We start from the raw sequence: 25,205 nt of genomic DNA, 5'->3' as shown, positions 1-25,205 counted from the left end.
GAGGAGTTATTGGTTGAAAAAACTGTCTATTTTAGATAAATCCAATTTCACAAAGGTTTTGTTCCCTGTGGGACTATAATTTGGGTTTTCGCACACGAATAGCTGCCCTACGAGGTTTTCCATTTCCTGGGAGCTTAGCTTTTGGCCCGACTTCAGCGAGGAACGCCTGGCCAGCGATCGGGCTAAGTTTTCCCGTTTGTCCAACGAAAGCTCGGATTTAAAGTGCTTGAACTGTTCCAGTAGGGATTCAAACAGTGCTTTTTCGTTGGTGATGGCAACGTCTGCGGGAACACCATTGATGATGATCGTGGTGTTTCCGAAAGAGCTTACGATAAAGCCGAGGTTTGCCAATTCTTCCTGAAGTTCCATGACCAATATGAAATCCGCCTGACTCAGGTTTAGGGTTTGAGGGAAAAGGCACTGTTGGGAGGCCCCTTTAGCGTGGTTAAGTTGCCTAACAAACCGTTCATAGAGAATTCGTTCGTGACAGGCCTGCTGATCAAATACCAGCAAGCCGGATGATACCTGGGCCACAATGTATTTGGAAGCGACCTGGAATGTGTTGCCCGTGATTTTTTGGTCTTGGATCGCCCTATCGGGCTCATCCTGTTGATTGGCACGGCTGGCGAATGTGACGGTCTCAGTGGCCGTTTGACGTTGATGCAAAAGCAAATCCTCCTCCTTTTGGCTTGGAATGGAGGGGTTGTCGAAGAGCTTCTCCCAGCCACTGACGTGTTGCTTTCGGAAGCCCGGCGACTGAAAGTTTCTATAGGAGTTTTCAGACTGCACGGTCTCATTTTGAGGGCGGTTGTTTTGCCAGGAGTCCGTGAAGTTGGCATCAACCGAAAAATCAATAGTGGGCACCACCAAATGGGCTCCCAAGGCCTGCTTGATCGCTGCTTTTAGCACGCCGTACACCGTGCGCTCATCGTCAAATTTGATTTCGGTTTTGGTAGGATGTACGTTGATGTCTATATGGCTCGGGTCGATTTCCAAAAACAGCACATAAAAGGGATGCTGATCTGCAGCCATCAGCCCTTCGAATGCATTTACGACGGCATGGTGTAAGTAGCTGCTTTTTATGTAGCGATTGTTTACAAAGAAGTATTGATCTCCCCGGGTTTTTTTGGCGCTGCCTGGCTTTCCGATATATCCCTTGATACGAAGAAGGGACGTTTCCTCCTGGCAGACGACGAGTTGATCTTGGTATCCTTGACCAAGTACACCGACTATTCGCTTGCTGAGTTTTCCGGGTGACAGGCTGAAAAGCTGCATATCATTCTGAAAAAAGCTAAAGGAGACTTCCGGATACGAAAGCGCGATGCGTTGAAATTCCTCCACCAGATGTTTGGTTTCCACGGCATTGGATTTAAGGAAATTACGCCGTGCAGGTACGTTGAAGAACAGGTTTTTGACGGCGATGGAGGTGCCGTTGGCACACTGAACGGGTTCCTGCTTCCTTACCTCAGATCCTTCTACACAGAGCAAGGTGCCAAGCTCATCCTGTCCGCGTTTGGTTTTCATTTCTACCTGTGCCACCGCTGCAATGGAGGCAAGTGCCTCCCCCCTGAAACCAAAGGTACGGATGCAGAACAGGTCCTCCGATTTTCGGATCTTGGAGGTGGCATGGCGCTCGAACGACATCCGGGCATCCGTAATGGACATACCGCCTCCATCATCGATTACCTGAATAAGCTGCTTTCCTCCGTCCTTTACGATCACCTTTATGTGCTTGGCACCGGCATCCAACGAGTTTTCGAGCAGTTCTTTTAAGGCGGACGCAGGCCGCTGCACTACCTCACCGGCCGCGATTTGATTGGCGATGGCATCGGGAAGAAGTTGGATGAGGTCACTCATTTTTTGGTGACGGATTTTAGTCTAAACAATGCGAAGAAAGCCACTACGGTCACCCCCAAATAAAGCATATAGTATAAGAAATCCGGCCCCACGTAGATATACCCTCCAAACCCTCCGATTAACAATACCATGATGATCAACCTGATCATTCCGGTACTTTCGAATAGGCTGCTCGGTTTTCTTTTTATGGGGCTTCCCTGGGTAAACGCCCCACGGATGGGTGAACCTCCATGGTATCTGATACCTGTTTCGGCGTCCTCTTCGTCAGGATGAATGAGACCTTCTTGTTGAAGCTCTCGTTTGATTCGCTCGGTCCGCTGCTGTATTTCTTCCTTTACGGGATCATAGTGCCTTGGTGTAATCTGGAACCGATGGGGTTGGTTTACTCTGAATATTGATGGAAACTTCATGTCTTAGCTAGGTTGAATGATCTGCCCGCCGAAGCAACTTGGCCATCCAAGAACTAATCGGAAAACTCAAGGGCTCTATAATATATATAAATGGTGGCAATTCCCGTCTCTTACCATGCTGGACGGGTTTTCTGAGTTTCTGTCCGAAACGGTACTTAGGGGCTTTATTTGACATAAAATTTCAACGGTTTATCAACTTTTGATAGGTTGATAGGTTGAAAATATGTACGTTTGATCAAAGCCTTCGTGCTTACAAAGCTAACCTTAAATTCAGTACGGATAAAATTTAAACGGTTCCATGTGTCAAAAAGTTTGTGCGGTTTTGTGTGTTCTGAGTTGCTGGGTACAGGTTGTATTCGGTGGAGGCAGCTGGGATAAGGTGCCACGGGATCCGCTGGTAAGTGCGAACCCCAGAGATCAGGCCAGGTGGGTGGACAGCGTGTTCAACAGCATGTCCTTTGAAGATAGACTGGGCCAACTTTTTATGGTAGCTGCCTATTCCAACAAGGACCAACGACACAAAGATGAGCTCACAAGACTTATCCGGGAACAAAAGCTTGGAGGACTGATTTTTTTTCAGGGCGGTCCTGCACGCCAAGCCCAGCTGACCAATCATTTTCAGTCGGTATCAGGCGTGCCCCTTTTTATTGCGATGGATGCAGAGTGGGGCCCTGGTATGCGGCTAGACAGCGTGCTGCAATTTCCCAAACAGATGACACTGGGTGCCAGTCCAAACGACCAACTGATCTATCAGATGGGCGGCGAGATAGCCCGACAATTTAAGGAAATGGGCATGCATATCAATTTTGCGCCAGTGGTAGATGTGAATTCCAACCCGGACAATCCGGTAATTGGCTACCGGTCATTTGGTGAGGAGAAGCACTTGGTAAGTAGAAAATCCGTTGCCTACATGAAGGGCATGCAGGAAAACGGCATATTGGCTAACGCCAAGCACTTTCCCGGGCACGGGGATACCAGTTCAGATTCCCATTACACGACCCCGGTCATCTACAATTCTCGGGATCAGATTATGGATGTGGACTTGTTTCCATACAGGGAGCTTTTTAATGAGGGGTTGATGAGTGTAATGGTGGCCCATTTGCATGTGCCCAGTTTGGGAAGCAGTCCGAAGCAGCCCACTACGCTGTCGAGCCAGGTGGTGACCCGGTTGTTAAAGGAAGAGATGGGGTTTGAGGGGCTTATTTTTACCGATGCGCTGAATATGAAGGGGGTTAGTAACCTATATCCTCCCGGTGAAGTGGATCTGATGGCATTGAAGGCCGGAAACGATGTTCTTTTATACTCCGAAAACGTTCCTAGGTCAAAAGCCTTGATCTTGGAGGCTGTACGTAAGGGAGAACTTAATCAGGATGACATAGACCGAAGGATACGAAAGATCCTAAATGCGAAGTATGTGGCGGGATTGAACAAACCACAGCAGATTAACCCCAACCGGCTGGTTGAAAGGATAAGTACGTTTGGGACGAAAGCATTGATAGAGCAATTGTATGCATCATCCATTACGGTTGCCAAAAACGATCAGGTAGATATCCCTATCAAACATGTAGACACGCAAAAAATGGCCTCATTGACCATAGGTGCCAGAGGGGATGTGTTTAAAGAGTATCTAAGTAAATACGGTAAGTTTACCCACTACACATTGAGGTCAAACAGCAATCTGGATAATTTCCGTGCGCTGGAAGAAAACCTTAAACAGTATACGACCATTGTGGTGGGTGTGATGGGGGTGACCAATAACCCTGGGCGGAATTTTGGCATACAGCCAGCAGACGTGGCATTTTTGCAACGTCTTAGCCAAAGCCATACCGTGATTCCCGTTGTCTTCGGTAACGCCTATGCGGCTAGGAATTTTGAGTCGTTCCCCAATTTGGTGTTGGCCTATGAAGGAAATGACATGACGGAACGGCTGGTGCCACAGGTCTTGTTTGGTGCAAGGCCTGCCACGGGTACCCTTCCGGTGAGTTTGAGCAACACCTTGCTTCAAGGGATGGGATGCGAGACCGTGGCTATACCTAGGCTAGCTTATACCGAACCGGAGGCAGTAGGTATGGATAGCCGTGTGCTGTTGGGAATTGACGGGGTGATGGATGCGGCTATTCGGAAGCGGGCTTTTCCAGGAGGGGTAGTGTTGGTGGCCAAAAATGGCAAAGTAGTCTTTGAGAAGGCCTATGGCCATTTTGACTACGAGCAATCCAAAGAAGTGACGGTTGGTACAGTGTATGATTTGGCCTCGGTTACCAAGGTGATGGCCACTACGCAGGTCATGATGTTTTTGTACAGTCGGGGGTTGATCCGGATGGATGATCCCATTGGTACTTATTTGACAGATCTTCGCGGCACAAATAAAGAAAAGTTGCGAATCCGGGATATTATGACCCATGAGGCAGGTTTGCCGGGGTGGATCCCTTATCATGAGCAAACCATCCAAGGGGGGGATTGGAAGGAAGGATACTATAGCACCTTCCCATCGGAGGATTTTGTCTTACCGGTATCCCAGAATATGTTTGCCCACCGTTCGCTTCCCGATTCAGTCTGGAAATGGACCTTAGAATCGAACCTGAAGCGGTCAGGGGCCCGGGACAATTACCGGTATTCCTACACCTATTCAGACGTGGGTATGTTTTTATTGCATCGAATGATCGAAGGGCTCACGCGGCAGCCAATGGATGACTTTCTGAGGCAGAATTTCTTTGACCCCCTCGGCTTGCATCGTTTGGGATACCATCCGCACCGATTGATGGATCCGTCGAACGTAGCTCCCACGGAGGAGGACAAGTCATTTAGAAAAGGGTTAGTGCAGGGCTATGTACACGATCCGGGGGCGGCCATCTTCGGAGGAGTGGCAGGTCACGCAGGCCTGTTTGGCACGGCAAATGATTTGGCGGTGATGATGCAGATGACACTTCAGGGAGGACAATACGGGCATCTTTCCTTCTATGATCCAGAGACGGTCCGGACTTTTACCGACAAGCAGTCCCCTTACATACGCAGAGGCTGGGGTTGGGATCGTCCGGAACCAGATCCGACGAAGCGGGCAGCTGTAGGAAAGCTGGCCCCCAAGTCGTCCTTTGGACACACCGGTTTTACTGGGACGGCCGTTTGGGCAGATCCCGAAAATGAGTTGGTTTTCGTTTTTCTTTCAAACAGAGTATACCCAAGTGCGGGCAATAATCTGATAAATAAAGATAAGATCCGCGCTGAAGTTCACGATATTATCTACAAATCCTTTTCCAGACCGTTTCTTTTGGCCGGTATTTGAACAAAAGCCAAGGCTTTTGATGTTAAGCCCCTGAGTTAATGCAGAGCACTATGAAGATTGGGATTGTTTGTTACCCCACATTTGGTGGCAGTGGTGTCGTTGCTACCGAATTGGGTAAAGCACTGTCAAAAGAAGGCCATAAGATACACTTTATAACCTATAGCCAACCTACCCGGTTGGATTTTTTTAACGAGAATCTTTTTTACCACGAGGTGGACATAAAGAGCTATCCGCTATTCGACCACGCACCTTATGAACTTGCGCTTGCGAGTAAGATGGTGAATGTAGTTAAATATGAAAAGCTCGATCTTCTGCACGTGCATTATGCGATTCCCCATGCGTCAGCGGCGTACATGGCTAAGCAAATCCTCAAAGAACAGGGGATTCATATCCCCGTGGTGACCACGCTACATGGGACAGATATCACCTTGGTAGGTAAAGATCCAAGTTACGAGCCCGTGGTTACCTTTAGCATCAACAAGTCGGATGGCGTTACCGCGGTCTCTGAAGATCTACGAAAGGCGACCCTTGAGCATTTTGATGTAAAGCGACACATAGAGGTTATTCCCAATTTCATCGATTTAGGGCGGTTTAAAAGGCAGAAAAAGGAACATTTCAAACGAGCCATCTGCCCCAACGGGGAAAAGCTTCTTGTCCACACCTCCAATTTCCGGAAGGTAAAGCGCGTGGAGGATGTCTTGAAAGTGTTCAGAAAGGTCAGGAAGGTGCTTCCCGTAAAATTATTGTTAGTGGGAGATGGTCCCGAGCGGGACAAAATGGAACGCCTGTCCCGGCAATACGAAACATGGGAAGATGTGCGGTTTTTGGGTAAGTTGGAGGCAGTGGAAGAAGTTCTTTCATTGGCGGATTTGTTTTTGATGCCTTCCGAAAAGGAAAGTTTTGGATTGGCGGCCCTAGAGGCGATGGCGTGTGAGGTTCCGGTGCTTTCGTCCAATGCAGGGGGGATACCCGAATTGAATCTGGATGGGATTACCGGGTATGTATGTGAGGTGGGTGACATCGAAACAATGACCGAACGGGCCTTGGACATCCTTTCGGACGAAAATCTGCCTCGTTTTAAGGAAAATGCTCTTAACAGGGCAATAGACTTTGATGTCTCCAAAATACTTCCACTTTATGAAGCGTTTTATCGTAAGACGGTGGAAGATGCGGCGGTGGCCTTTGCCAAATGACAAATATCATTTTTATTTTAATGGAAAAATGAAACCTCAAGTGGTGCCAAATACGTTACATTTGCATCCTTGTGAAAGGAAGGATTGAAGGTAGAGGGGGAAGTATTTTGTCAGTGCGTTGGTTATCAGTTTAAACTTAGATTAACGATCAGAAGGATGAAGAAAATAGGGAGATTAGACAGGCCGGATAACAGTGGTACAGCACGTATGTTTGCCAATCCTGTGCTTGAAAAAATCAGTAGAACACACATTAGTGTGCCCATTGCCATGTTTTTGGGTTTTGGTGCTTATTCCCTCTATTGGGGTATTTCAACTACTGACATTGGTGTTTTGGGGGCGGTCCTATTGATTATTGGTGGATTTTTGGCCTTTACATTGGTAGAGTACATCATGCATCGCTACCTGTATCACATGGAGCCCGATTCCAAATTTAAAGACAAGCTACAATATTCGGTTCACGGGGTTCACCACGATTATCCGAAGGATAAGGATCGATTGGCCATGCCTCCCTTTATTTCGGCAATGTATGCAGTGATCCTTTACTTTGTTTTCAATTTCATCATGGGCGAATATACCTTTTATTTTCTGCCCGGATTTTTGATGGGTTACGCGGCATACCTAGGGGTTCACTATATCGTTCATGCCTTTCAGCCGCCAAAAAACTTCCTGAAGGTTTTGTGGGTCAACCATGCCATTCACCACTATAAAGACCCCGATGTGGCGTTTGGAGTGAGTACGCCGATTTGGGACTTTGTATTCGGAACAATGCCTAAAAGGCAATAACGAAAGGGCTGATTTTTTCAGCCCTTTTTTATGGCACTACGTTCTATTCGCTACGGTTTTGGAGTCAAGTTATGAAGGTAAGCATTTTGGGATTGGGATGGATAGGTGAACCACTGGGACACCTGCTCGTTGAAAATAGTTATCAGGTCATTGGTTCGACCACCAAGCCTGAAAAAAGGTCAATCCTACAGGGAAATGGGATTGATGCAAGGCTTCTTTCCCTTGGTCCGGAACCTTCAGGGGAGGATTTTGAGGAGCTTTTCACTGCAGATGTTTTGTACGTAAACATACCTCCCGCCAGGCGAACCAGGTCGGATGATTTCCACATAGATCAGCTGGGGTATTTGCTTGAAATGGTAAACAAGGGGAGCGTGAAGCGGGCTATTTATGTGAGTTCTACCTCGGTTTATCCCGATTTGAATCGAGAGGTAGAGGAGGGCTTGCTGCTTAACCCTGAAAATACGGGTAACCCGGTGCTGCACAAAGGTGAAAAGATAATGCAGTCCTTTTTTGGCGACCGTCTGACGATTATTCGTTTTGGAGGCTTGCTTGGAGACAACCGGGTTCCGGGTCGTTATTTTTCAGGAAGATTGGATGTGGTAGGCCATGCTCCGGCCAATTATGTGTATAGATCCGATGCGGTAAGATCCGTTCATTGGATCATCAGAAACGACCTCTGGGGTGAGGTCTATAACATTACCGCTCCGTTACATCCTGCCAAGAGGGAGGTGTACGAGGCAAATGCAAAGCAACTTGGTTTTGCACCACCAGTCTCCTATGGGAATGAAAACGCCACGTGGAAGTTGGTTTCTTCTGCCAAGTTTTTGGCAACCGGTTTTGTGTTTGATTATCCTGACCCATGCACTTTTCCGTATAAACTGTAAAATATTCGCGTTTATTTTATTGAAAAAAGTGGATTTGTAGACCGTGTTTCCAAACCAACTATTTTCTAATCGGGCATACCTAACAAAAACAGGTGAAAATTCTATTTTCACAAAATAACCGTCTGAATTCTAAAATTAACTTACCTGATAATCAGATGTATTTGTGTATGCGTATAAGCGGTTTTCAAAAAAAATCAAATTTATATAGCTTTGTATTTCTGAAACAAACAAACGATGGATAAATATTCGTACATCTCCAATGCACACGTCGCATACATAGACGAGCTCTATGATGACTACAAGCGGAATCCAGAATCGGTTGATCCGAGTTGGAAGGCCTTTTTTGACGGCTTTGATTTTGCCATCACCAAATTTGGCGAAGACGGGGATCCCGCCGTTGAAGCGTCCGTACAGGGTTCCAACGTAGCTGAGAATGGGAATTTGGCCACCAAGGGTTCTATCATGGACATGGAGGAGCTGCCAAAGGAAATCAAGGTGCGTGCCTTTATCCATGCCTATCGATCCCGCGGTCACCTCAGGTCTAAGACCAATCCCGTTAGGGAACGGCGCGACCGGCGAGCACTTTTGGATTTGGCTGACTTTGGGCTGGATAAATCCGATCTGGAAAAGGAGTTTCAGGCGGGCAACGAAATAGGGATAGGCAACGCCAAGCTGAGTAAGATCATCGAATCCCTAAAGACGATCTATGAAGGCAGTATGGGGTTTGAGTATATGTACATCCGTGATCCGGAGATTTTGGATTGGTTCCGAATCAAGATCGAAAAGGAGGCGTTGGAATTCAACCCGCCGATAGTCGAGAAAAAGCGAATCTTGGCCAAGCTGAATGAAGCGGTGGTTTTTGAAAATTTTCTTCATACAAAATACCTGGGGCAGAAACGGTTTTCGCTGGAGGGTGGAGAAAGCACCATCCCCTTTCTTGATGCGCTGATAAACAAAGGGGCAGAGCTCGGCGTCGATGAAGTAATGATCGGTATGGCCCATAGAGGTCGCCTGAATGTCTTGGCCAATATCATGGGGAAAACTTATGAGCAGATTTTTTCGGAGTTTGAAGGTACAGCTAAGCCTGACTTGACCATGGGGGATGGCGACGTTAAGTACCACATGGGCTTTTCAAGTGAGGTGCCGACGCCAAGCGATAGGCTGATGATTTTGAAGCTTGCGCCGAATCCGTCCCACCTTGAGGCGGTTAATCCGGTCGTGGAGGGCTTTGTTCGGGCAAAGATTGATCATCAGTACGATGGGAATGCCGGAAAAATGATTCCCGTCCTGATACATGGAGATGCCGCGGTGGCGGGGCAGGGAATTGTATATGAGGTGACTCAGATGGCAAATCTGAAGGGCTACTACACCGGTGGCACGATCCATTTTGTGATCAACAATCAGGTTGGTTTTACAACCGATTTTGACGATGCCAGGAGTTCAATTTATTGTACGGATGTCGCAAAAATCATCGATGCGCCTGTCATCCACGTAAATGGAGATGATCCGGAAGCAGTAGTTTTTGCGGCCAAGTTGGCTGTTGAGTTTCGACAAAAGTACAATAGGGATATTTTTGTGGACATGGTTTGCTATCGCCGGCATGGCCATAACGAATCCGATGAGCCCAAATTTACCCAGCCGGAGTTGTATAATGTCATTTCCAAGCATCCAAACCCGCGTGAGATCTACAACAAGAAACTCATGGAAAAAGGTGCGGTAGATGCGCAGTTGGCCAAGCAGATGGACCAGGAGTTTCGTCAGCTGTTGCAGGATCGCTTAAACATGGTAAAGGAGAAGCCACTTCCCTATACCTATTCGGCTTTTGAAAAAGCATGGCTTGAACTGCGGCGTGCGAAGACGGAGGATTTTGAGCTGTCTCCAGAAACGGGGATCACAGAGGATTTTATTGCTAAAGTAGCCGAAGCGTTGACCTTCATCCCGAAAGGATTCAAACCAATCAAACAGATAGAGGCGCAGGTGAAGCAACGCAAGGACATGTTTTTTAAGTCCAAGTCCCTTAACTGGGCGGCAGCCGAGCTGTTGGCCTATGGGTCACTGCTATTGGAAGGGAGAACGGTACGCATTACCGGTCAGGATTGTCAGCGGGGTACCTTCTCTCACAGGCATGCCGTAATCCACGATGCGGTTACCAATAAGCCCTACAATTCGCTGAAAGAACTTAAAGACAATAAGGGCAAGTTTTATATCTACAACTCGCTGCTTTCGGAATATGCGGTGTTGGGCTTTGAGTATGGGTATGCGATGGCAAATCCCAACGCACTTACTATCTGGGAGGCGCAGTTTGGGGATTTTGCCAACGGTGCCCAGACCATGATTGATCAGTTCATCACCTCGGGCGAGTCGAAATGGCAAAAAATGAACGGTTTGGTAATGCTGCTTCCCCACGGATACGAAGGCCAGGGACCGGAACATTCTAATGCCCGTCCGGAGCGTTTCCTTCAGCTGGCGGCTGAAAATAACGTAGTGGTTGCCAACGTGACCGAACCTTCCAACTTCTTCCACCTGCTGCGAAGGCAGATGGCCTGGGAGTTTAGGAAACCCTGCATTGTTATGTCCCCTAAATCGCTGTTGAGACACCCCAAGGTGTTTTCTCCTGTGGAGGAATTTACCGCTGGTAGATTCAGAGAGACGATCTTGGACAACACGGTGGATCCAAAGAAGGTAAAAAGAGTTATCTTGTGCTCCGGCAAAATCTATTATGAACTGGACGAACTGAGAGAAAAGGAGAAAATCAAAGATGTAGCTATCATCCGAGTGGAACAGTTACATCCACTTCCCAAAAACCAATTGCTCCAGGCACTAAGTGGCTATGAAGGATCAGAGGTGCTCTGGGTTCAGGAAGAACCTGAGAACATGGGATATTGGTCGTTTATGGTTCGCAACCTGTTCAAAGATATTCCGTCCATGAATGTGGTTGCCCGAAAGCCAAGTGCATCGCCGGCCACTGGCTTTAATAAGGTGCACGTGGAGGAACAAAGGCAGATTCTGGAAAGGGCCTTGTACATCAAATAGGTTCAAGTTATTTCAGTGTGATTTTAATCAGTTAAAGAATACGTTTTTGGGCGATGGATCGCTCGGAGATTAAGCAAAGACCACATGAGTATAGCAATTAAAGTCCCCGCCGTAGGGGAATCCATTACCGAAGTAACCATAGGCCAATGGTTTAAAAATGATGGCGACCATGTAGAAATGGATGAGGTGATTTGTGAACTGGAGTCTGATAAGGCAACTTTTGAACTGGCAGCTGAAGCATCTGGCATATTGCGTATCAATGCGCAAGAAGGGGAGACGCTGGAAATTGGTGCAGTTATCTGTGAGATCGATGCCGAAGGCAAGTCGAGCAAGCCAGAATCTTCAGGTGGATTGGTTTCCAATGAGCAAAGCCCCGATCCCGTGGAGCAGAAATCAGCAGGTTCGGTGAAGGACATGGTGGTACCTACTGTCGGAGAATCCATTACGGAGGTTACGCTGGCCACGTGGTTGAAGGCCGACGGCGAGTACGTAGACTTGGATGAGATCATTGCTGAGGTCGATTCCGATAAGGCTACGTTTGAACTTCCTGCCGAAGCCTCGGGAATCCTACGCCATGTGGCCAAGGAAGGGGATACGTTGGAGATCGGTGGATTGATCTGTCAAATTGAGGAGGCGTCGGCACCAAAATCCTCCGATACAACCAAAGCAAGCGGTGAAGCACCTGTTGTGTATTCTGAATCAGCTTCTTCGAAGGGAAGCTACGCTACGGGTCATGCCTCCCCTGCGGCGGCGAAGATATTGGCAGAGAAGGGGATCGATACGTCGGCTGTAAATGGCACCGGAAAAGACGGACGGATCACGAAAGAGGATGCGGAAAATGCAAAGCCACCTGCAAAGCCAGTTTCTGCAAAGCCAGCTACTCCTACAGCACCGCAAGTTGAAAAGGTGGCAGCAGCAGAAAGTCGTGCGGCAAGACGCGAGAAGATGTCCTCTCTACGGCGTACGATTTCCAGACGTTTGGTGGCAGCGAAAAACGAAACAGCCATGCTTACCACATTTAACGAGGTAAACATGAAGCCAATCATGGATCTGAGAAAACAATACAAGGATCAATTCAAAGATAAACATCAGGTAAACTTGGGCTTTATGTCCTTTTTTACAAAGGCTGCCTGTGTTGCCCTTCAGGAATGGCCGGCAGTAAATGCACAAATTGACGGGAATGAGATCATCTATCATGATTTCTGTGATATCTCTATTGCTGTCTCTTCACCGAAGGGATTGGTAGTACCCGTAATTCGAAATGCGGAGAAAATGTCCTTTGCTGAGGTAGAGAAGGAGGTAGTTCGGCTGGCCGTAAAAGCCAGAGATGGAAAACTTACCATAGAGGAAATGACAGGAGGTACATTCACGCTTACAAATGGGGGTATTTTCGGGTCAATGATGTCAACGCCTATTATCAATGCTCCCCAGTCTGCGATATTAGGGATGCATAATATCGTTGAACGTCCCATGGCGGTAAATGGAGAAGTGAAGATACTTCCGATGATGTACCTGGCACTTTCTTATGATCACCGAATTATCGATGGAAGGGAGTCGGTTAGTTTCTTGGTTCGGGTGAAGCAGTTGTTGGAAGACCCAACCCGCCTGTTGATAGGAGTTTAATTTAACCCGTTAGGTGTTCCTCTTGAAGTGACGAGCTTCAAGAGGTTTTTTCATTCAATCACACCCCTGCTCATTGATGAAAACGTAGGGGATAAATAGATCAACTATGTATGACTTAATAGTAATAGGCTCCGGGCCTGGAGGATATGTGGCCGCTATTCGTGCTGCCCAGCTTGGGTTGAAAACGGCTATCGTAGAGAAATACCCAACCCTTGGTGGCACCTGTTTGAATGTGGGATGTATCCCTTCCAAAGCCTTACTTGATTCTTCCGAGCATTACCATAATGCTGCCCATGCCTTCAAATCCCATGGAATTGACCTCAAAGGGCTTTCGGTGAATATGCCACAGATGATCAGCCGGAAAGCAGAGGTAGTAAAGCAAAATGTGGATGGTATACAATACCTAATGAAGAAAAACAAAATCGACGTCCATCATGGAATGGGGTCTTTTTTGGATAAAAACACGGTAAAGGTAACCAAGGAAGATGGTGCTTCTGAAGAAATAAAAGGGAAGTATATTATCGTTGCCACAGGTTCCAAGCCGGCAAGTCTTCCCTTTATAAAACTGGATAAGGAGCGAATCATTACATCCACTGAAATTTTGAATCTTACCCAAATCCCTAAGCATCTGATTGTAATCGGAGGTGGGGTTATTGGTCTCGAATTAGGATCCGTGTTTGCGCGGGTAGGTGCAAAGGTTTCTGTGGTTGAGTTCATGGACTCTCTGATTCCTACGATGGATAGAGCCATGGGAAAAGAGCTTCAGAAGTCCCTTAAAAAGTTGGGTGTTGAGTTCTATTTGAAGCATAAGGTCACTGCTGTCGAGCGAAATGGTGAGGAAGTAACTGTTACAGCGGATAGTCCTAAAGGGGAGCAAGTGCAGCTTACCGGAGATTATGTATTGGTATCAATTGGCAGAAGGCCCTATACGGATGGCCTACATGCCGAAGCTGCTGGTATAAAAATATCCGAAAGAGGACAGGTTGAGGTGGATGACCACTTGAGGACATCCGCAGAGAACATCTATGCGATTGGAGACGTGGTGAAAGGAGCTATGTTGGCACACAAAGCGGAGGAAGAGGGTGTTTTTGTCGTTGAGCAACTAGTCGGCCAAAAGCCCCATATCAATTATTTGCTGATTCCGAATGTAGTATATACTTGGCCGGAAGTGGCAGGAGTTGGGTATACCGAGGAGCAGTTGAAAGAAAAGGGTGTTTCTTTTAAGTCAGGAAAGTTTCCATTTATGGCATCGGGAAGGGCACGTGCTTCCGGAGATTTGGACGGGCTTGTAAAGGTATTGGCAGATGCGAAGACAGATGAGATCTTGGGTGTGCACATGATCGGGCCTAGGGTCGCGGATATGATAGCCGAGGCGGTCGTTGCCATGGAGTTTAGGGCATCCGCTGAGGATATCGCTCGCATGTCACATGCCCACCCTACTTATACAGAGGTATTTAGGGAGGCATGTCTAGCGGCAACTGACAACCGCGCTTTGCATATTTAGCAATTTATTAGCCACATAAACCAAGAAAGGTTCCTAGGATCAGGAAACCTTTCTTGGTTTATACATTTACATGCCGTTCTGCGTGGTAGGAAGACCGAACCAACGGCCCGGACTCCACATATTTCAGGCCTCGTTTTAGTCCTTCGTCCCGATAGGAGTCAAATTGTTCTGGATGGATAAATTCAGCTACCTCAATATGCATTTTTGTTGGTTGAAGGTACTGGCCCAAGGTAAGAATATCGCAGCCATGTGCAACCAAATCATCCATAGCCTTATGGACTTCGTCAACAGTCTCACCTAGACCAAGCATGATGCCTGTCTTAGTTCGCTTTCCAAACTCTTTTGTACGCTTGATCTGCTCCAATGAACGTACATACTTGGCCTGGGGACGTACCCTTTTGTATAGTCGTTCCACAGTTTCCATGTTGTGGGATACCACTTCCTGCCCCCCTTCTATCATACGAATCAGGGCGTCCCAGTTTGACTTTACGTCCGGGATGAGGGTTTCAATCGTTGTCTCTGGGGAAAGTCTTTTTGTCTCTACGACTGTTTGATACCAGATTTCGGCACCTCTGTCCTTTAGTTCGTCCCGGTTTACGGAAGTGATCACCGCATGCTTTACTTTCATCAATCGAATGGCTTCGGCTACCCGCCGAGGTTCATCTGTGTCGTATTCGGGTGGCCTACCCGTTGCCACCGCGCAAAACGAACAGGATCTGGTGCATACATTGCCCAAAATCATAAAGGTAGCGGTGCCCGCACCCCAACATTCGCCCATGTTGGGACAATTTCCACTTTCACAGATAGTATGGAGTTTATGTTCGTCAACCAACTTGCGGACAGCTGCATATTCTTTTCCTACAGGGAGTTTAACCCGCAACCAGTCAGGTTTTTTTCTTTTAGTCTGTTCTACTGAAATAACCGGCAATTCTATCATAATCCGTGTTGAGTCAAGTGGTACGATTACTGTATTCGGACTTTTCTTAAGAGGGTCACCTCCTGAATCCGTAAAACAGCGTAAAATACACCGATTGAAAAATCTGACGATTTTCAGTGGTCGGCATGAGTACGATTTCCTTACCAAAACCCTCTAACAGGTAACCGAGTTCCAGACCGGTAACATTTGATTTAAAAAAGCCAAATTCAAATGAAAGTGCCGCCTTGGCATGGGCACCAAAGGCTAACTCTGATTCCCCGATGCCTTCAAAAAGCCTTCCTGGGCCCAATACATCGAACCTGCTTTGATGCAGATTCGGATCATATTGCTGCCTGATGGTTTCGGTTCTGCTTAGGTAGACTTCTATATAATAGGGGGCGATCAGTCCAAGGGTGGGACCAACGGCTGCCAGGGCAGAAACCTGCACGCCCTGATGGGGTGCCTTTTTGAACATGATGATTTCACGTCCGTACTGAGGGCGGATGGAATATAGGTAATTTGATTTGCCAAAAATAAAACTATTTCCCAGTGCGGTGTTGTAACGCACTTCTTTTGGGTTCTTTACGTTTGCCAATTCCAATTGGAAGAATTGAAACAGGTTGTCATCGATGCTGCTGCCGATCTTAAAACTTATGCCACCGATAAGACCACCGTTCGTGTTTTTATTTATGCCAAACAGTACTTCCCTATCGTATTCGTAGTTGCCGGCATCCTCCCGCTGTCCATGGGCAGGGAGACTACCCAAACAAATAAAGCAGAAAATAATCAGGTATCTCATGGTAGTTCCCATATACTCGCAGAAAGGTAACGTCGGAATCCCGTACAATGTTCTTGTTTGGAATCCTAAAAATAGCAGATAATCGGAAGTATAAAAACATACACTCCCGAATATTGTCCCATACCCTCGGCTGGCACAGAAAAACTTTTAAAAAAAACTTCATTAGTTTTGTAGCGTTTTCGGGCCTACCGACGTCTACGCAATAAGAACGCCATAAAATCATCGAATCTTTTGGAGAAAGATCTCATACAGGAAGCTAGAAAAGGAGATCCAAGGTCACTCGAGAGGCTTTATAAGCACTTTTATGGCTATGCTATGAGTGTGGCACTACGCTATTCGGGAAATCGCGAAGAAGCCTGTGAGATCGTCAACGACAGCTTCATGAAGGTTTTCGACAAGTTGGGACAGTACAGCGAGGGCAGTTCCTTCAAGGGATGGCTACGAAGAATATTGATAAACACATCCGTGGACTATTACCGGAGGAACCTAAAACATTCAGGGATGATGGATGTGGAGCTGTTGGAAGTCGAAGCATCGCATTTCAATGTTTTGGATGAACTGTCGCGCGAAGATATCTTGGCATTGTTGCGGGAGTTGCCCGATACACTTCGAATTATCTTCAATATGTTTGAAGTAGAAGGCTATAAGCATAACGAGATAGCTGCCCACCTTAATATTCCCTCCAGCACCTGTCGTACCTATTTGGCCAGAGCTAAAGATATGCTCAGAGAGAAAATAATTGCTTTAAACCATGTCAGGAATGAAAGAGCAGTTTGATAAAAAATTGACGGAGAAAATCCGGGACACCTTCGATCGGTTCGAAGAGCCCTATGATCCTGCTCAATGGAAAAAGCTATCCGAGGCCTATTTTCAGGTGCCGGCTAAACCAAAGCGTTTTGCCTTTATCTGGCCACTAGTGACGGCAGGGATCGCTGCTAGCTTATTGTTGGGTGTGGTCTTCTGGCCAAGGGAACTTGATATTGATAATGACTTAGAAAAATTGGCAACAAGGGATGAGTCAGCTGTTGGCGTGGAGGAATCAGGTACCGTAACGTTAGCAGAGCCTGGTGAAAGTGTTGTGTTGGAAACGAAAGAAAGCGACCAGCAAATTTCGGTGGGTTCACCGCAGAAGTCATCGGCCTCGGAATCAGATAGGCCTGAATCCTTATCCCCGAATTCATCCCTTGATAAAGTGACGGTCGCGCAGGCTGGTGTCGAAAAGTCCAATGATGCGACCCTAGGTTCCTTGCAAGCAGGGCAAGTTACAGAAGATCTAGGGGTTGATAGGGGAAGTAGTCCTGAATTGCCAACCCCGTACAAATCGGTGGATCCGGCTTTGGACTTGGCAGAGCAAGTGCCTGTCCGTATAGAAGTAGACCAGGCCCAGGAAACCATCGATCGATGGCTATCCGCAGCGGATAAGGCTGCTGATAGTCCTGTCTTGCCTAAGCAAGCTGCACCGGTCAAATTGGGTGTGCTATTGGCTCCTCAGGCAAGTTCCGATGCGATAAACGGTATGAATCTGGGTGCCGGTATCATGTCTGAGTTTTCGCTGTCTCGACGGATGAAGTTGGATATTGGGATGACCTATGCCCGGCAGAACCTGAGCCCTGATATGCCGCCCAGTGTGGTGATGGCTTCCTCCTATCCCAGTAGGCAGTCGTACCAGGTAGCGATGGTAGATAATATTCGGGCAAGTACCAACTACCTAGGATCTTCTTCCCAATTAAGCCTTGCCAGCTTGGATTTCCCCGTCAACTTGAAATACATGGTATTGGAAAGAAAGAATGCTGGAATATTTTTGATAACCGGTTTGTCGAGTATGGTGTATTTGGACCAGGCGGCTACGGAGACCTTCGAAACTACCTCTTTCTTCACATCGACCGCTGAGGGGTTGAGCTTTGTTCCTTCTGTCGAGCAGTTCACTTCGGTATTTCGGCCCGAAGGAAGCGGTGGGGCAGATTTGGGAGGTATGTTGAATTTATCCGTTGGGTACGAATATAATCTGAAAAACGGGATGTTTATTTCTTTGGAGCCCTTCTATAAGCTTCCGCTGGGAGATCTTACCTTTGTCAATCAGCAATTCTCCGTAACAGGTCTGAATCTGCGGATGAACTTCCATTTGAAAAAATAACTTCTTTGATAAGGGCTACGTTTCTATTTGTTGAATTGTTAAGTTAATCACCATATATTATTCATTATGAGTCACCTATATAAATTTCTTACTATTTCCTTAATTGCCATGTTGTTTTCTTCCTGTTTGAGGGAGTCAGAATCTGAATTGGAGCGGATAATAGCGAGAGACGACGCAATTCTAGAGCGTTACATAGAAAACAACCAAATAAACGCCACCAGAACACAATCTGGCTTTTTCTACGAAAAAACAACCCAAAATCCTGACGGGGCCGAGATACAGAACGATGACTATGTGGGCGTATATTTCGAAATCAGATCCCTGGACGGTCAGCTTGTCAAATCCTATATGGACGAGAGCAAAGAACCGATTATTTTTAAACAGTCCATGGATGGAATTTGGCCGGTAGTTTTTGCCTATGCTGCGGGCTTGTCCAGAGTTGGCGAAGAGTTGATGGTTTATGCTCCTTCGTACTTGGCCTTTGGAAGTTATGGCTATCAGCAGCTTATTCTTTCAAATTCAAACTTAGTAATTCGATTGAAAATTGCGCGTAAGTATACCTTGGACGAGATGAAGGCAAGGGAAAAGGAAATGATTTTGGATTACATAGAAGCCAATGATTTGGAAGGTTTTGAAGAAATTGCTGAAGGGATTTTCCGTAGAATATTGGATGCCGGAGATACCGAAAAGAATCCCTCTGTAAATAGCAGTGTCGTCGTATTCGATTTCGAGCTTTTTCAGTTAGGGGATTCCCAAGTCACTTTCGACTCTAATCCAGCGTCCCGACCGTCCATTACGATTGGTTCTACCGGTGGACTGCAGTTTCTTGACAGAGGCCTGTTGGGCGTAAGGCAGGATGCAGAGATCGAGGTCATTGCGTATTCATTTGCTGCATACGACCGTTCGATACAGATCATACCCTCTGAGATTAGGGAAGATTTGTTTTTGAAAGGAGAGCAGATTGACCTCGTGCGGCCTTTTACCCCTGTTTTACTGAAGGCTACTATTTGGAGTGTTTTGTAAGTATCGGATTTTGAAAGACCAATAAAAAAGCGAAAGTGTGGGATGGTTTCCACACTTTCATTTTTTAAAAGTCGAAAAGGTTTTGAAAAAATGGGATGTGTAGTATTTCATGAATAGAAATCCCAAAAACAAACGCCCAAATTGAACCGCTTACCAGCATGCTGAGCAAGATTTTCCTTTTGGGGATGCCAAATGAAGTTAAGATCACTGTTCCCCCAATGGGTGTCAGTAAGATTGGTGTTAGCGCCGCAATTCCCCATACGCCAAATTTTTGCCATATTCGGATGATATTTCTAGTCCGTTTGGAGAATTTCTTTGGATTCTGCCGCACTTTGATGGTCCATGTTCTTTTGATCCATTCACCCAGGAAAGTAAAGGCAACTACTGAGGTCATCATCCCCGAGACTGTCACCAGTTCGATCTCCAATACGCTATACCCGGCAGCATAACCCAAAACCGGCCCGGCAATAAACTTGAAAAGGCAGAGGAAATAGATTCCCAAGAAGGTAACGGTGTATTCTACCATAGAAGGAAAAAGATGTATACCGCATAGCCAACCAAAAGAATGCCTCCATCTATTCTGGAAATAGCGTATCTAATACGCATTAAGGGAAAAAGAATTGCCGTAAAGGCAATCATCCAGATAAAATCGTTGTAGATGAAGTCTGCAGAAATAGGGATGGGACGTACCAGCGCAGTGATTCCTATGATGGAAAGAATGTTCATCATATTGCTTCCCAATACGTTGCCAATGGCTATATCGGTTTCTTTTTTGATAGCGGCAATGACCGATGTGATAAGTTCAGGAAGGCTAGTGCCTACTGCAATCACCGTGATGCCGATGATCCGCTCACTCACTCCTAAGGAGGTTGCGATTATCACGCCGTTTTCCACAAATAATTCAGAACCGAGGTAAAGTCCACCCACACCCAGTAGCACGTATCCAATTGATATCCAAACCGATTTTTTTTTCAGTTGCACGGTTTCTTCGTCGGAAATCTCCACCCGTCCGATTTTTTTGAAAAAATACATATTGACAAGGACAAACAGAGTAACCAGAACCAGCCCTTCTACAAATGAAATGACACCGTTGAGTGCCAGTAGAAAAAATAGGACTGTCGTGATCATCGTAAATGTATAATCCATCCGAAGGATAGACGGTGTGATTACTACAGGGAATACCAATCCCGTAATTCCCAATACAAGGGTAATGTTGGCGATATTGGATCCTACGACATTTCCGACAGCGATATCGCTATTACCCTTTAAAGCAGCGGTGACACATACCAAGAGTTCAGGAGCCGATGTGCCAAATGCAACAATGGTAAGCCCAATAAGCCCGGCACTTAGGCCAAGGCGGGCCGCAATGGCTGAGGCTCCGTCTACCAGCGTTTTTCCGCCTACTAGCAGCAGAGACAGACCCAAAACCAATAAGATATATGGAATCATGAAGATTTAGCGGGAAAGTTTACTACCAAAGGACAAGTCTCCTGCATCCCCGAGACCGGGTACAATGTAGGAATGGGAATCAAGTTTTTCGTCCAATGCACAAGTCCAGATTTTGAAGGGCAGTCTCAAATTTTTTTCGATAAAATCGACACCTTCGGGAGAGGCTATCACAGAAAGCAGATGAAAAGTATCCGGTCGCCCGTATTTTAGGAGGGCGGTTGCACTTTCTACAAATGATTTTCCTGTGGCCAACATAGGGTCTACGATGATCACTTGACGCTTATCCAACGATGGGGCAGCGCTGTATCCCAATTCAATTTCCACCGGTTCATTGTCTGTTTGTTCTTTCCGAAATGCCCCAATAAATCCGCTTTCAGCTTTGTCGAAGAAGTTTAATACCCCATTAAAATAGGGTATGGCAGCCCTTAGCACTGCAATAACTACAGGTGGGTCAATTTGTATTGGGATGGTAGTCTTTCCCAGTGGTGTATCGATTTGCTTGTCAGAATACGTTAACTCCTTCGAAATTTCATACGCCATTATCTCCCCCAATCTTTCCAGGTTTTTTCGGAATACCAATCTATTCTGCTGGAGCGTTGTACTTCTCATTTCTGCCAAGAAATTATTGGCGATGGAAGGGTGGCGATTCAATACAAACATGGACGAAAATTAAATAAAAAAACCCGATCTAAAAAGATCGGGTTCTTGCAATTTCTGTCAGCTGACCTTATTTGACTTCGAAGCTAACTCTTCTGGCCAATTGACGTGCATCAGCAGACCTCTTGTCTACGCTGGTATCTTCGCCGTAGCCTTTGTAAGAGATTCTAGAAGCATCGATTCCAGCAGCGATCAGGATATCGTATACTGATTTAGCTCTTCGCTCAGACAACTTCATGTTGTAGTCTTCAGGACCAAGTTCGTCAGCAAAACCTTTCAATTCTACCTTGACGCCTGGGTTACGTTTCATGAAGTTTGCTACGTAATTGATTGCAGACGACGAGTAGCCAAGTGGCTTAGCGCTGTCAAATGCGTAGTACACGTTCACATAACCGTCGTTGATCGCTTTTTTCAACCAATCAACTTCTTCAACTGTATCAGGTGGAGGACATCCATCCAAAGAAGCTGGACCAGGAACGAAAGGACACTTGTCTAGGTGATCAGGAATACCATCTCCGTCGGAGTCGAGTGTTCTACCGTGAGAATCTACGCGAGCACCTGCTGGGGTATTAGGCTCTTTGTCAAGGTAGTCAGGAACGCCATCGCCGTCCGAATCCTTCAGCATATCCCTAATTTGACCAATCTGGTCAGCAAGTTCTTGCTTTGTGGCATACTGGCTATCTCTGATGTACCAGTCAGCATGCGTACTGCCGCTGCCAAGGTAGAAAGAAAGGCCGAGTGTACCAGTCCAATAAACTCCGTTTACACCGTAGTGGCCGGGAGTAGTTCGGATGATTCGTGAGTTGCCGTCAAACGAGAGATCCTGCCTGCCCGCTAATATGGTGCTGACATCTCCGTTCAATGCCACTCGCTCGCCTAATTTTATCTGTCCGGTCAATCCAACGATGAAGTTGTATTGATCGTCCGCTTCGTTTGCGAAAGTACCTTCTTGAGGCGTTAATCGTCCGATACCTGCGCCGAAGTGACCCAAGAGGTTCACTCGACGAGTAAAGGTTTCCCAACTCATGATGCGGCCTAAGTTAGCGACACCCTGAAGGTTAACCCGGTAGTAGTTGGATGAAAACGAAGGGGTGTTAGCTTCATTGCTGAAAGATCCGAAACCGTAATCCAACTTCGCTCCAAACTTCTCATTGAACATGTACCTAACGCCTATATCCGCCGACCCAATATTAAGCGGGTTGGGGCTATAATAGCCAGGTGTCATAGGAGCCATTGCATTATTGAACCCTGCGTTCACATCAATAGACCACTTGTTGAAGTCATTCTGCGCTTGGGCTCCAAACCCTAATGCGCCAGCTATTAGTGTTGATAATAGTATTTTTTTCATGGTAAAAAATTTTTTTTCAACTTTCAGTTTTTAAATTGTTTTGAATTTAGATTTGTTTCGAAGTAGCAATTCCAATTACAAATGTAGAATTTTTTATGAGAACTCTAAACTATTCTGCGTTTTGTTTTACGAATTTACATTAATAATTCTTTTCTTGACCATAAATTTTGCTTTCTCATGTCATCGGACGAATTTCTAGTTGAATTATTAGCCATACCTGGTGTTTCCGGTGATGAAGGCAGGCTTACCAGCTTCCTTCTGGAATACGTGTTACAACGTGGAAGCAGTTGGAAGGTTACGCCAGAAATTCATTTTGGTAAAAATCTTCAAGATAATTTCATTTTGGCCTTTGGTGAGCCCAAAACCGCTGTTTTTGCGCATTTGGACACCGTCGGATTTATGGCTAGATATGAGAATCAACTTGTGCCTGTGGGTGGGCCCGAAGTAGTAGATGGGGATGTTTTGGTGGGCTCGGATAGCTATGGTGAAATTGAATGTAGCGTGAGGATAGAGGATGGAAACCTTTTCCATGATTTTGGCAGGCAGATAATGCCAGGTACGATTTTAACCTACCGACAACATGTGGAGATTACCGAAGAGTATATTCAGGCGGCCTATCTGGACAACAGGTTGGGCGTATACAATGCACTTCGCCTCTGCGAGAGTCTTTCCAATGGTTTGGTGGTATTCACGACCTTTGAGGAGCATGGGGGCGGGGCCATTCCGCTTTTGATGAGGTATATTTACGAGCGATGGCGTATTGAGCAAGCATTGATCTCGGATATGACCTGGGCATCAGAGGGAGTGCGGCCTGGCGGCGGAGTCGTCATTTCTCTCCGGGATCGGTTCATTCCCAGAAGGGTTTTTGTGGAAAGGATCATCAAACTCGCGGAGAGAAGTGGGATTCCATATCAGTTGGAGGTGGAGGCATACGGCAGCAGTGACGGCAGAGAGGTGCATCATTCTCCCTTCCCGGTGGATTGGTGTTTCATTGGAGCACCCGAGGAAAATGTGCACACTTCTGCTGAACGGGTCATGGTTTCGGATTTACAGGCTATGCAGGATATGTACAGATTTCTCTTGGAAGCATTGTAGTCTGAGGATTTTTTTTGTTTACCTTATATAATGGCTATATTTGTCAAGGGCGGGGAATCCGCAGCGCCAAAAGACTTATGATTCAAGTTTTAGACAGGAATTTTGTGCCTCTCATCAGTGCTTCGGAAATCCAACTTCGTGTGGATGAAATCGCCGATAAGATAAACCTTGAGTACATTTCGGAACCGCCGGTGCTTTTGGGCGTGTTAAACGGAGCGTTTATGTTTTTCTCAGACCTAGTAAAGCGACTCCAAATTCCAGTTCAGGTAGCGTTTATCCGGATATCTTCGTATGAGGGGCTGAATTCCTCGGGCAATGTTGCTACGGAGATAGAACTCCGTGATGACCTAACTGGAAGAAGGGTAATTGTAATAGAAGATATTGTCGACACGGGGAGAAGTATGGAATACTTGGTCAAGGTACTCGAATCCAAGGGTGTAAAAGACATAGCTCTGGTAGCGCTTCTCCATAAGCCAGATGCACTTCAAGTACCTACTGTCAAATTAGACCATATAGGTTTTTCTATCAAAAATAAATTTGTGGTTGGATATGGGCTTGATTATGCTGGTTTTGGTCGAAATTTGCCTGAAATTTATGTGTTAGAGGAATAGATGTTGTTAACCGTTAAAATTTAGAAATAAAAATGCTTAATATCGTTTTATTTGGACCTCCTGGTGCGGGGAAGGGTACTCAGAGTGAAAAGCTGATCGAAAAGTACAAGATTGACCACATCTCCACAGGGGACCTTTTTAGGAAGCACCTAGGAGAAGGAACCGATCTGGGGAAGCTTGCCCAAAAATACATGGATGAGGGCAATCTGGTTCCGGATGAGGTGGTAATAGGTATGGTAGATGACAAGATCAACCAAACCAAGGATCCTACCGGTTTTATCTTTGATGGCTTTCCGCGTACCGTTGCGCAGGCGAAGGCACTTGATGAGCTTCTGACGGCAAAGGGTACGGGTATTTCGGGTATGGTTTCGCTGGAGGTTCCAGAGGAGGAGCTAAGGACACGAATCAAAGAAAGAGGCAAAACATCGGGTCGCGTTGATGACCAGGACGAGGCAAAGATTAGTAATCGAATTAAGGTGTATTTGGAGGAAACGCTGCCCGTTGCAGATTACTATGACAAGCAGGGCAAGCTTAGCCGTATAGAAGGCGTTGGCACGATAGAAGGGATTTTTTCCTCAATCTGCAAGGTAATTGATAACTATTGAT

At 46.4% G+C, this 25,205-nt stretch carries 21 protein-coding genes; 13 read left to right on the top strand and 8 right to left on the bottom strand.

The window, feature by feature from the left end:
- Nucleotides 1–6 precede the first annotated feature (6 nt).
- Complete coding sequence (mutL, locus tag ADIS_RS07645) at nucleotides 7–1,857, bottom strand: DNA mismatch repair endonuclease MutL (RefSeq protein WP_010853835.1); 1,851 nt, start codon at nucleotides 1,855–1,857, stop codon at nucleotides 7–9.
- Nucleotides 1,854–2,267, bottom strand: a complete 414-nt coding sequence (locus ADIS_RS07640; RefSeq protein ID WP_010853834.1) for a hypothetical protein — start codon at nucleotides 2,265–2,267, stop codon at nucleotides 1,854–1,856. Before ADIS_RS07640 ends, mutL begins: the two co-directional genes overlap by 4 nt.
- Nucleotides 2,268–2,565: 298 nt before the next feature.
- Between ADIS_RS07640 and ADIS_RS07635 the strand changes: the two genes are divergently transcribed.
- The 7 genes from ADIS_RS07635 (at nucleotide 2,566) to lpdA (ending at nucleotide 14,567) form a co-directional block, all read left to right on the top strand.
- Nucleotides 2,566–5,547 (top strand): glycoside hydrolase family 3 N-terminal domain-containing protein, encoded by a 2,982-nt coding sequence (locus ADIS_RS07635; RefSeq protein WP_010853833.1) that lies wholly within the window; start codon nucleotides 2,566–2,568, stop codon nucleotides 5,545–5,547.
- 50 nt (nucleotides 5,548–5,597) lie between these two features.
- On the top strand, nucleotides 5,598–6,740 hold the full coding sequence (bshA, locus tag ADIS_RS07630; RefSeq protein WP_010853832.1) for an N-acetyl-alpha-D-glucosaminyl L-malate synthase BshA: 1,143 nt from the start codon (nucleotides 5,598–5,600) through the stop codon (nucleotides 6,738–6,740).
- Between the two features lie 156 nt (nucleotides 6,741–6,896).
- Nucleotides 6,897–7,523, top strand: a complete 627-nt coding sequence (locus tag ADIS_RS07625; RefSeq protein ID WP_010853831.1) for a sterol desaturase family protein — start codon at nucleotides 6,897–6,899, stop codon at nucleotides 7,521–7,523.
- Between the two features lie 71 nt (nucleotides 7,524–7,594).
- Nucleotides 7,595–8,407: a Rossmann-fold NAD(P)-binding domain-containing protein gene (locus ADIS_RS07620; RefSeq protein WP_010853830.1), complete on the top strand. Its 813-nt coding sequence runs from the start codon at nucleotides 7,595–7,597 to the stop codon at nucleotides 8,405–8,407.
- 234 nt (nucleotides 8,408–8,641) lie between these two features.
- Nucleotides 8,642–11,440: a 2-oxoglutarate dehydrogenase E1 component gene (locus ADIS_RS07615; RefSeq protein ID WP_010853829.1), complete on the top strand. Its 2,799-nt coding sequence runs from the start codon at nucleotides 8,642–8,644 to the stop codon at nucleotides 11,438–11,440.
- An 84-nt stretch (nucleotides 11,441–11,524) separates the two neighbouring features.
- Complete coding sequence (gene odhB, locus ADIS_RS07610; protein WP_010853828.1) at nucleotides 11,525–13,063, top strand: 2-oxoglutarate dehydrogenase complex dihydrolipoyllysine-residue succinyltransferase; 1,539 nt, start codon at nucleotides 11,525–11,527, stop codon at nucleotides 13,061–13,063.
- A gap of 106 nt (nucleotides 13,064–13,169) precedes the next feature.
- Nucleotides 13,170–14,567, top strand: a complete 1,398-nt coding sequence (gene lpdA, locus ADIS_RS07605; RefSeq protein ID WP_010853827.1) for a dihydrolipoyl dehydrogenase — start codon at nucleotides 13,170–13,172, stop codon at nucleotides 14,565–14,567.
- Between the two features lie 58 nt (nucleotides 14,568–14,625).
- On the opposite strand, the gene lipA is transcribed toward lpdA, so the two are convergent.
- A complete protein-coding gene (gene lipA, locus ADIS_RS07600; RefSeq protein ID WP_010853826.1) occupies nucleotides 14,626–15,504 on the bottom strand; it encodes a lipoyl synthase in 879 nt (292 codons plus the stop codon).
- 55 nt (nucleotides 15,505–15,559) lie between these two features.
- Nucleotides 15,560–16,282 (bottom strand): hypothetical protein, encoded by a 723-nt coding sequence (locus ADIS_RS07595; protein WP_035805139.1) that lies wholly within the window; start codon nucleotides 16,280–16,282, stop codon nucleotides 15,560–15,562.
- A gap of 231 nt (nucleotides 16,283–16,513) precedes the next feature.
- On the opposite strand from ADIS_RS07595, the gene ADIS_RS07590 reads away from it, so the two are divergent.
- The 3 genes from ADIS_RS07590 to ADIS_RS07580 all read left to right on the top strand — a co-directional run bounded on the left by ADIS_RS07590 (nucleotide 16,514) and on the right by ADIS_RS07580 (nucleotide 19,439).
- The gene (locus ADIS_RS07590) at nucleotides 16,514–17,059 is read left to right on the top strand and encodes an RNA polymerase sigma factor (protein WP_035805137.1); all 546 of its coding nucleotides are present in this window, start codon (nucleotides 16,514–16,516) and stop codon (nucleotides 17,057–17,059) included.
- Nucleotides 17,043–18,416, top strand: coding sequence for a hypothetical protein (locus ADIS_RS07585; protein ID WP_010853822.1), 1,374 nt, complete (start codon nucleotides 17,043–17,045; stop codon nucleotides 18,414–18,416). The genes ADIS_RS07590 and ADIS_RS07585 overlap by 17 nt, the downstream gene beginning before the upstream one ends.
- Nucleotides 18,417–18,482: 66 nt before the next feature.
- Nucleotides 18,483–19,439, top strand: coding sequence for an FKBP-type peptidyl-prolyl cis-trans isomerase (locus tag ADIS_RS07580; protein ID WP_155907251.1), 957 nt, complete (start codon nucleotides 18,483–18,485; stop codon nucleotides 19,437–19,439).
- A 64-nt stretch (nucleotides 19,440–19,503) separates the two neighbouring features.
- Here ADIS_RS07580 and ADIS_RS07575 read toward each other — a convergent pair whose 3' ends face one another.
- The 4 genes from ADIS_RS07575 to ADIS_RS07560 all read right to left on the bottom strand — a co-directional run bounded on the left by ADIS_RS07575 (nucleotide 19,504) and on the right by ADIS_RS07560 (nucleotide 22,893).
- Nucleotides 19,504–19,965 carry a hypothetical protein gene (locus ADIS_RS07575; RefSeq protein WP_010853820.1) on the bottom strand — a complete coding sequence of 154 codons (462 nt, stop codon included), beginning with the start codon at nucleotides 19,963–19,965 and terminating at the stop codon, nucleotides 19,504–19,506.
- Nucleotides 19,959–20,888: a calcium/sodium antiporter gene (locus tag ADIS_RS07570; RefSeq protein ID WP_010853819.1), complete on the bottom strand. Its 930-nt coding sequence runs from the start codon at nucleotides 20,886–20,888 to the stop codon at nucleotides 19,959–19,961. Before ADIS_RS07570 ends, ADIS_RS07575 begins: the two co-directional genes overlap by 7 nt.
- A 6-nt stretch (nucleotides 20,889–20,894) precedes the next feature.
- Entirely contained in the window at nucleotides 20,895–21,548 is a 654-nt protein-coding gene (upp, locus tag ADIS_RS07565; RefSeq protein ID WP_010853818.1) for a uracil phosphoribosyltransferase, read from the bottom strand.
- Nucleotides 21,549–21,615: 67 nt separating this feature from the next.
- Nucleotides 21,616–22,893 (bottom strand): OmpA family protein, encoded by a 1,278-nt coding sequence (locus ADIS_RS07560; protein ID WP_010853817.1) that lies wholly within the window; start codon nucleotides 22,891–22,893, stop codon nucleotides 21,616–21,618.
- Between the two features lie 177 nt (nucleotides 22,894–23,070).
- Between ADIS_RS07560 and ADIS_RS07555 the strand changes: the two genes are divergently transcribed.
- The 3 genes from ADIS_RS07555 to ADIS_RS07545 all read left to right on the top strand — a co-directional run bounded on the left by ADIS_RS07555 (nucleotide 23,071) and on the right by ADIS_RS07545 (nucleotide 25,204).
- Nucleotides 23,071–23,988 (top strand): aminopeptidase M42 family, encoded by a 918-nt coding sequence (locus ADIS_RS07555; protein WP_010853816.1) that lies wholly within the window; start codon nucleotides 23,071–23,073, stop codon nucleotides 23,986–23,988.
- Nucleotides 23,989–24,065: 77 nt separating this feature from the next.
- Nucleotides 24,066–24,599, top strand: a complete 534-nt coding sequence (hpt, locus tag ADIS_RS07550; RefSeq protein ID WP_010853815.1) for a hypoxanthine phosphoribosyltransferase — start codon at nucleotides 24,066–24,068, stop codon at nucleotides 24,597–24,599.
- Between the two features lie 32 nt (nucleotides 24,600–24,631).
- Nucleotides 24,632–25,204: an adenylate kinase gene (locus tag ADIS_RS07545; protein WP_010853814.1), complete on the top strand. Its 573-nt coding sequence runs from the start codon at nucleotides 24,632–24,634 to the stop codon at nucleotides 25,202–25,204.
- The last annotated feature ends 1 nt before the right edge of the window (nucleotide 25,205 follow it).

It is taken from the genome of Lunatimonas lonarensis, from assembly GCF_000390185.1.
In the GTDB taxonomy this organism is placed as follows: Bacteria; Bacteroidota; Bacteroidia; order Cytophagales; family Cyclobacteriaceae; genus Lunatimonas; species Lunatimonas lonarensis.
Note: the sequence above shows the minus strand (reverse complement) of the source record. Positions and strands in the feature narration are given on the sequence as shown.